This window comes from Pseudonocardia sp. McavD-2-B, assembly GCF_024124365.1.
GTDB classification, from domain to species: domain Bacteria; phylum Actinomycetota; class Actinomycetes; order Mycobacteriales; family Pseudonocardiaceae; genus Pseudonocardia; species Pseudonocardia alni.
The window spans coordinates 1-7,023 of record NZ_JAMXSG010000290.1; the positions used below are offsets into that span (position 1 = coordinate 1).

Annotated in this window: 7 protein-coding genes and 1 pseudogene; all 8 read right to left on the reverse strand. The window is 74.1% G+C overall.

Going from position 1 to position 7,023, the window contains the following annotated elements; all coding sequences use genetic code 11:
- A partial coding sequence (locus NH602_RS26100; protein WP_253069171.1) for a hypothetical protein occupies positions 1-194 on the reverse strand: 194 nt, incomplete at its 3' end.
- Between the two features lie 43 nt (positions 195-237).
- Positions 238-1,194, reverse strand: coding sequence for a c-type cytochrome biogenesis protein CcsB (gene ccsB / locus NH602_RS26105; RefSeq protein ID WP_073576559.1), 957 nt, complete (start codon positions 1,192-1,194; stop codon positions 238-240).
- 6 nt (positions 1,195-1,200) lie between these two features.
- Complete coding sequence (locus NH602_RS26110; protein ID WP_253069172.1) at positions 1,201-2,847, reverse strand: cytochrome c biogenesis protein ResB; 1,647 nt, start codon at positions 2,845-2,847, stop codon at positions 1,201-1,203.
- The gene (locus NH602_RS26115; protein WP_073576561.1) at positions 2,847-3,719 is read right to left on the reverse strand and encodes a cytochrome c biogenesis CcdA family protein; all 873 of its coding nucleotides are present in this window, start codon (positions 3,717-3,719) and stop codon (positions 2,847-2,849) included. Before NH602_RS26115 ends, NH602_RS26110 begins: the two co-directional genes overlap by 1 nt.
- A gap of 86 nt (positions 3,720-3,805) precedes the next feature.
- A complete protein-coding gene (locus NH602_RS26120) occupies positions 3,806-4,414 on the reverse strand; it encodes a TlpA disulfide reductase family protein (RefSeq protein WP_073576562.1) in 609 nt (202 codons plus the stop codon).
- A complete protein-coding gene (locus NH602_RS26125) occupies positions 4,411-5,070 on the reverse strand; it encodes a histidine phosphatase family protein (protein ID WP_073576563.1) in 660 nt (219 codons plus the stop codon). Before NH602_RS26125 ends, NH602_RS26120 begins: the two co-directional genes overlap by 4 nt.
- Before the next feature lie 2 nt (positions 5,071-5,072).
- The gene (hemL, locus tag NH602_RS26130; protein WP_253069173.1) at positions 5,073-6,386 is read right to left on the reverse strand and encodes a glutamate-1-semialdehyde 2,1-aminomutase; all 1,314 of its coding nucleotides are present in this window, start codon (positions 6,384-6,386) and stop codon (positions 5,073-5,075) included.
- A gap of 49 nt (positions 6,387-6,435) precedes the next feature.
- Positions 6,436-7,023 (reverse strand): annotated as a pseudogene (locus tag NH602_RS26135) (hypothetical protein); the annotation flags it as partial.

The window sequence follows — 7,023 nt, forward strand, 5'->3', positions numbered from 1 at the left end:
GCGGCGCGTTCGGCGGCCGACGGGGTCCGCGGCGGCGTGGCGCCGGCCTCCGGAACCGGCTCCGCAGCGTCGTCACCGCCGGTCCGCCTGCGCCGTCCGAAGGACCGGCCGGGGGACTCCGTCGTGGCCCAGCGCTCCCGCACGTAGCGGCCCACCGACCCGTCGGGCTGCTCGCCGGAACCGTTCTCACTCACGGGAAACGACGGTAGCCGCGCGGAACCCGGTGGTCGAGGCGCCTCACACCCCCGCGTACGAGTGCAGTCCGGCCACCACCATGTTGATGAAGAACAGGTTGAACACGATCGTGGCGAAGCCGGCCGTGTTGATCCAGGCCGCGGCACCGGAGTTCTTCCACCCCGCGGTGGCCCGGGCGTGCAGGTAGGCGGCGTAGAGCACCCACGCGACGAAGGCCACGGTCTCCTTCGGGTCCCAGCCCCAGAACCGGCCCCAGGCCGCCTCGGCCCACACCGCTCCGGTGATGATGCCGAAGGTGTAGAGCGGGAACGCGAGCACCGTCACGCGGTACGCCAGCCGGTCGAGCGACTCCGCCGACGGCAGCTTCGCGGCCCACGACGCCGGCTTCCCGTTCCGCTTGACCAGGAACAGGAGGCTCGCCACACCGGGCACGAGCAGCAGGCCCGACGCCAGCGTGATCGTCGTGACGTGGATGATGATCCAGTACGACTGCAGGGCCGGGACGACCGGCGCCGCGTCGAGGTAGAGCACGGTGCCGGTGACGAACATGAGCAGCACGACCGGCGTCAGCACGAACACCCCGGCCGGGCGCAGACCCGGGTGCCGGCGCACGAGCACCAGCCACGCCCCGACGGCCATCAGACACAGCGCCGAGGTGAACTCGTACATGTTGCCCAGCGGCCACCGGTAGGCGGCGAAGCCGCGCAGCACGATCGACCCGAGGTGGGTCAGGGCCGCCAGCACCATCAGCGAGATGCCGATCCGGCCGTAGCGGTCGGCACGGGAGCGGCGGCCGTCGTCGGACGGGGGCTCCTCGGGCGCCGCGACCGCCGTGGACCCGGCCCCCACCGGGGCGGGCTCCTCGTTCCGGGCGGCGGCCCGCGCGACGCGCCGGGCCGCGTACTCCAGCGACGCGAACACCAGCGCCAGCAGCAGCACGACGAGCGTCGCCTGGAACAGGCGGTCGCTCCACATCGCGGTGGTCGGGTCGACGAGCATCTCGGGTTAACCGTCCTTCTTGTCCGTCGGGTCGAGCAGCTCGGTCGCGAGCCGGTCGAACTCCTCGCCGTAGCCTGCCCGGTCGGTCCGGGCCAGACCACCGAGGGCGATGTGACCGCCCCCGCCGTCGCGCGGGGACACCCGCACCCAGAACCGGCGACGCGTGACCGACAGCGACAGCGCGAGGCCGCCGACCATCAGCACCGCCGCGGCCAGCACCCAGGACTGGCCGGGGTCGTGGCCCACCTGCAGGTTCACCCACGGGGTCACACCGTCGAACCGGACGACCGTGCCGTCCGGCAGCCGTGTGGTGTCGCCGATCCCGAGCCGCGCCGTCGCGACGGAGCGCAGCTCGCCGTCGTCGATCTTGCTCTGGTCGACGCTGAAGATCGACTGGCCTCGGCCGTCGTCGATGCCGAGGTCACCGAGGAGCACGTCGACGTCGGCGGTCGGCGAGCGCAGGTCCGGGTGCACCGACACCAGCGTGCCCTCGGGGTCGACCGCGCCGGTCGGTGCGAACGTCCCGGTGACGGCGAGCTGCGAGGTGCGCCGCTGCTCCGGGTCGGTGATGCCGGGGCGCTCGAACTTCGTCGCCCCCTCCGACAGCTGGGTGCCGGACTGGTCGACCGGGCGCCACTGCACCTCACCGGTGCGGCTCTGCCCGTCCGGCCAGGTCACCGTGAACTCCGGTGCGTAGCCGTAGCCGGTCAGGTAGACCCGGTCGCCGTCGGTGCGCAGCGGGTGGTTGACCGCGATCTCGTCGGGGCGCCAGGTGCTGACGCCGTCGCGGACGTCCTGCCCGGTCTGGAACCCGACCGAGGCGCCGAAGGTCGACGGCTGGCCGTTCGGCAGCCAGGTGCCGTCGAACCGGTCGACCTTCACGCAGAAGTTGTTGAGGTCGGTGCCGTCGACGCGCAGCCCGGCGCGGAAGCTGTCGTAGCCGAGGATGGAGCTGTTGCAGAACTCGCTGCCGTCGGCGCGGACGATGACGTCGCCCTCGTAGCCGTACATCTTGCCGCCGGCCAGGCCGAGCAGGATGCCGATCAGGCTGAGGTGGAAGACGAGGTTGCCGGTCTCGCGCAGGAACCCCTTCTCCGCCGAGATCGTGCGGGAGCCGTCGTCCTCGGTGCGCTCCACGGTGCGCCAGCCGCGCAGCAGCCGCCGCGCCCTGGCCAGCTCGTCGTCGACGCCCGCGGTCGTGTCGCCCTCGGCGTGGTGCGGCAGCCGTGCCAGGTTGCGCGGGGTCATGACCGGGGGCTGGCGGATCGAGCGCAGGTACTCGCCGGTGCGCGGGAACACGCAGCCGACCAGCGAGATCATCAGCAGCAGGTAGATGGCGGCGAACCACGGGCTCGCGAACACCTCGAACCCGCCGACCGCGTCGATCACCGGCGCGACGGCGGGGTTGTCGCGGTAGAAGTCCTCGACGAGGAACGCGTTCAGCGACCGCTGCGGCAGCAGGGCCCCGGGCATCGCGGCCAGCGCGAGGAGGAACAGCAGGACCAGCGCGGTGCGCATGCTGGTCAGCCCGCGCCAGGTGTTGCGCAGGAACGCCAGCGCGCGGGCGAGCGGCCCGGGCCGCGGCGACGACGGGGGCACGCCGTCCGGTGTCGACACGGACGGCTGCGGCGGGGCGTCGGGCGGGGAGCTCATCAGATCGGCGGGGTGAATCCGGCGATCGAGACCTGCAGCTTGACCAGCCACTGGGACCACAGACCGGACACGAGCAGCGCCCCGACGAGTACCAGCAGCACTCCCCCGGCGATCTGCACCGCCCGGGTGTGGCGGCGCAGCCAGCCCAGCGCGCGGACCGCCCGGGTCGCGCCCAGCGCGATCAGCACGAACGGGATACCGAGCCCGGCGCAGTAGGCCAGGATCAGCACGATCCCGCGCACCGAGCCGCCCCCGGTACCGGCGGCGACGGCGACCACCCCGGCCAGCGTCGGCCCGATGCAGGGCACCCAGCCCAGGCCGAAGACCGCGCCCAGCAGCGGGGCGCCCGCGAGACCGGCCCGCGGCGTCCAGTGCGAGCGGTACTCGCGCTGCAGCGCGGGGATGGCACCGGCGAACGCCAGCCCCATCACGATCATCACGACGCCGCCGATGCGCTGCAGCAGCGCCTCGTTGTCGATGAGGACGTCGGACAGCCACACGACGCCGACCATGATCGCGCCGAACACGACGGTGAACCCGCCGACGAACAGCAGTGCGGCCCCGGCGACCCGCCAGCGGGCGTCGTCCCGGGCCGGCGCGGCGGTCACGGCGGCGGCCCCCGCGACGCCGTCCTGCACACCGTCCGCGGGCGCGGTCGCGGTCCCGCCCCGGCGGGCGGCGGCGCGCTCGGTGGCCTCGGCCGGGGTGACCGGCGGGGACTGCGCGCCGACGAGCCCGGCGAGGTAGGCGAGGTAGCCGGGGACCAGCGGGACGACGCACGGCGACGCGAAGCTCACCAGCCCCGCGGCGACCGAGACCAGCACTGCGAGCAGCAGCGGCCCGGAGATCGCCAGCGTCGTCGTCGCGTCCATCGCATCCCAGGGTAGAAGCCCTGCTCGCGGTGCCGCGCGGCGGGTTCTACAGCGTGTAGTTCACCGGGCGGGGCGCGCCCGCGCGGTCACCCGGGGTCAGCGGACGAACCGGACCTCGGCTCGGCGGCGAGCCGGGTGATGAGCGGCAGCAGGTCCGAGCTCCCGACCGGGACCAGGAACACCGCGGCCACCCGGGCGTCGCGGTCGAGCACGATCGTCGAGGGCACGACGTTGCGCGGGTAGCCGTCGAGCCGGGCCAGGGTGCGGCCGGGCGCGTCGTAGATCGAGTCGTAGGTGATGCCGCGGTCGGTCACGAAGTCCAGGGCGGCCTGCCGGTCGTCGCGGACGTCGATCCCGAGGACGACGGCCTTGCCCCGGGCCGCCTCGGCCACGGCCTGCAGCTCGGGGGCCTCGGTCCGGCACGGGCCGCACCAGGAGCCCCAGATGTTGATGACCCGCACCGTGTCGGGGAAGTCGCCGATGCCGACCTGGGTGCCCTCGCGGAGCAGGCTCTCGCCGCGCAGGTCGGTGATCGGCTGACGGCTCTCCGGCGGGTCGTAGGTGATGCGCACCTGGCCGCCCGGGGCGACGAACTGGAAGTCCTGGCCGGGTCCCCCGCCCGCGGCGTCGCGGCCGACGCCGCACCCGGCGACGAGCAGCAGCAGCCCGAGCAGGGCGGGCAGCAGGCGTCTCATGCCCCGGTCACCATCGCGCCGCTCGGGCCGGCCGGCTCGGCGTAGCGCAGCCCGGTCATCCGGGTGCCGGTGAACTCGATGCTGGTCAGCGAGGCGAGCGCGCACTGGCGGCGGCGCGGGTCGTGCCAGAGCTGCCGGCCCGTCAGGTAGCGGCGCAGCGTCCAGATCGGCAGCTGGTGGGACACGCACACGACCTCGCGGCCGGGTGCGAGCGCCCGCGCGGCGTGCACGGCGCCGAGCATCCGGTGCGCGATCGCGAGGTACGGCTCGCCCCAGGACGGGGTGAACGGGTCGCGCAGCAGCCGCCACACCTGCGGGCGCTTGAGCGCGCCGTCGCCGACTCCGAACCGCTTGCCCTCGAAGAGGTTGCCGGACTCGATCAGGCCCTCCTCGGTGTGGATGTCGACGCCGTGGGCGTCCGCGATCGGGCGGGCGGTCTCCTGGGCGCGCTGCAGCGGCGACGCGACGACGGCGGCGACGTCGTTGCCGTCGAGGTACGCGGCGACGGTCTTGGCCTGGGCCCGGCCGTGGTCGGACAGGTGGTAGCCGGGGATGCGGCCGTAGAGGACGCCCTCGGGGTTGTGCACCTCGCCGTGGCGCAGCACGTGCACCACGGTCACCGGTCCCGATGCGGGCGGGCTGGTCCGGTCACCCATGCTCAGGCCCCGTCCGGACGGGTGGCGGCGGCCGCGGCCCGCGCTGCGGCGGCCAGGCCGGTCTCGATCCGCTCGAACGCCTCGTCGTCCAGCGCGGTGGACACGAACCAGCCCTCGAAGGCGCTCGGGGGCAGGTAGACGCCGTGGTCGAGCATCGCGTGGAAGAACGCCGGGTAGCGCCAGGTCTCGGCGGCCTTCGCACCCGCGTAGTCGGTGACCGGGTCGGCGGTGAAGAACGGGGAGAACATGGTGCCCGCGTACTGGATCGTGTGGGCGACGCCCTCCCGGTCCAGCGCGGCGGTGACCAGCGCGCCGATCCGGTCGGCGTGGGACTGCAGGGTGGCGTAGGCGGCGTCGTCGGCGTGGCGCAGCGTGGTGAGCCCGGCGGCGACGGCGACCGGGTTCCCGGCCAGCGTGCCCGCCTGGTAGACCGGCCCGGCCGGGGCCAGGTACGACATGTGCTGCGCCGACCCGCCGAACGCGGCCGCGGGCAGCCCGCCGGACATGACCTTGCCGAAGGTGTAGAGGTCGCCCGCGACGCCGTCGCAGCCGAACCAGCCCTGCCGCGACGCGCGGAACCCGGTCATCACCTCGTCGATCACCAGCAGCGCGCCGTGCGCGTGGCACAGGTCGCGCAGCCCGGCGTTGAAGCCCTCGACCGGCGGTACCACGCCCATGTTGCCCGCGGCGGCCTCGGTGATCACGCAGGCGATGTCGGCGCCGCGCTGCTCGAAGACCCGGCGGACGGCGTCGAGGTCGTTGTAGGGCAGCACCACGGTGTCGGCGGCCTGGGCGCCGGTGACGCCCGGACTGGTCGGCAGGCCGAGGGTGGCGATCCCGGAGCCGGCGTCGGCGAGCAGCGCGTCGACGTGGCCGTGGTAGCAGCCGGAGAACTTCACGATCACCGTGCGGCCGGTGATGCCGCGGGCGAGCCGGATGGCGCTCATCGTCGCCTCGGTGCCCGAATTGACCAGACGGACCTGCTCGACCGGGGTCCGGTCGACGATCTCGGCGGCGAGGTCGATCTCGCCCGGGGTCGGGGTGCCGAACGACAGCCCCTGCGACGCCGCGGACCGCACCGCCTCGACGACGGCCGGGTGCGCGTGCCCCAGGATCATCGGCCCCCAGGAGGAGACGAGGTCGACGTAGGTGGCGCCGTCGGCGTCGGTGAGGCGGCAGCCCTCACCCGAGACCATGAACCGCGGGGTGCCGCCGACCGAGTTGAACGCCCGTACCGGGGAGTTCACCCCGCCGGGGATCAGCTCGGTCGCCCGCTCGAAGAGGCGGGCGGACTCCTCGGGTTCCGGGTTGCTCACGGCGGTCCCTGCGCTTCCGGTGCTCACATCCCCAGTCTCGCAGCCGGTGTCAGGACCGGCTCGCGGCCCCGAGCTTGCGGGTGGCGTACCACTCCTTCGCCGGGCGCCCGAACAGCAGCGCGACCCCGGCGACGGACAGCGCCACGACGAGTACCGCGAACAGCGGGATCGTCGGCGCCATGAGCAGCAGGAGCGGGATCCCGTAGACGCCGGCCAGCACGGCCAGCGCGATCCGGGCACCACCGGCCCCGAGGAACGCGACGACGGCCAGCGCGATCCACACCAGCGCCAGGACGAGGAAGACCCCGCCCATCACCCGCACGAACTGGGTGAGCTGATCCATCGTCAGACCGGTCTGGGCCAGCGCGGCGTCGATGTCGGCACGCGGGAGCCCGGTGTCGTTGAGGACCGCGTCGTTGATCGTCGCGAACATCGCGCCGATGCCCATGACGACGAACGGCAGCGCCGCCGCGACCAGTGCGACCAGCGCGGTGACCACCTGACGCGGCCGGGCCGGACGTCCCTGCGGCCCGCTGCCGAGCCCCGCCGGGGGCGGCCCCCAGCCCGACGCGGTGTTCCACTGCGGGCCCTGCCCGGCCTGCTGCCCGGGCCCCGGCTGCGGCGCGGCGCCCGGCTG